We start from the raw sequence: 803 nt of genomic DNA, 5'->3' as shown, positions 1-803 counted from the left end.
TTACAATTTTGTCTAAAATTCCGTCATGGTAGTCTTGTATCATTTACGAAAGTGATTAGAATCACAGTTGATCTATGACTATTAGCCCGATCTAGGCATGCCGCGTGACAGATAAATTAAATCCATCCTTACTTAATATGTTCAGTCAGCTTCCCGGATGTTGGGGCTGTAAAGATAATGACTCTGTATTTGTATTTGCGAATAAAGAATATGGAAATATCATTGGAGTAGACCATCATTTAGATTGTATTGGCCGCACCGATTTTGATATGCCAAGCCCAACAGCTGAGTGCGCTGAATCTTTTATTATTCAAGATCAACAAGTAATAGATTCAGGACAAAGGATGAAAATACTTGATATTCACCCTTATTCAGATGGTAACTGGCGAGCTCACTTATTTACCAAAACCCCTTGGAAAGATGATGACCAAAATATTATCGGTACTATTTTTTCAGGAATAGAATTAAAAGATACTGCCATTTTAGAAGTAGGACACTGGATTTGCCGAGCGGCGGGTTTAAGCAAGGAAAGCCAGGCGTCATTTAGCCTAGATTTAAGCCATCACCATATAGTGCTCAACACTCGCGAGTCTGAAGTGTTATTTTTGCTGCTTTACGGTAAGAAACCACAATATATATCTCGTGTGCTCAATGTTTCAGTGAAAACAGTTGAAAATTATGTATTAAAGCTACGAGAAAAGTTTAATGCCAATTCTAAAAATGAACTGATTGATTTGGCACTCGATAATGGCTTTGGATCGCATATTCCAGAAAGTATGCTAAATAGACAACTCTCTGTTATT

At 37.0% G+C, this 803-nt stretch carries 1 protein-coding gene; it reads left to right on the top strand.

What is annotated here, in order from left to right:
* Positions 1-137: 137 nt before the first annotated feature.
* On the top strand, positions 138-803 hold a 666-nt coding region (locus ASV53_RS24275; RefSeq protein WP_094959018.1), incomplete at its 3' end, for a helix-turn-helix transcriptional regulator.

It is taken from the genome of Photobacterium sanguinicancri (assembly GCF_002265265.1).
GTDB lineage: Bacteria > Pseudomonadota > Gammaproteobacteria > Enterobacterales > Vibrionaceae > Photobacterium > Photobacterium sanguinicancri.
This window is presented reverse-complemented; position numbering and strand designations above follow the sequence as displayed.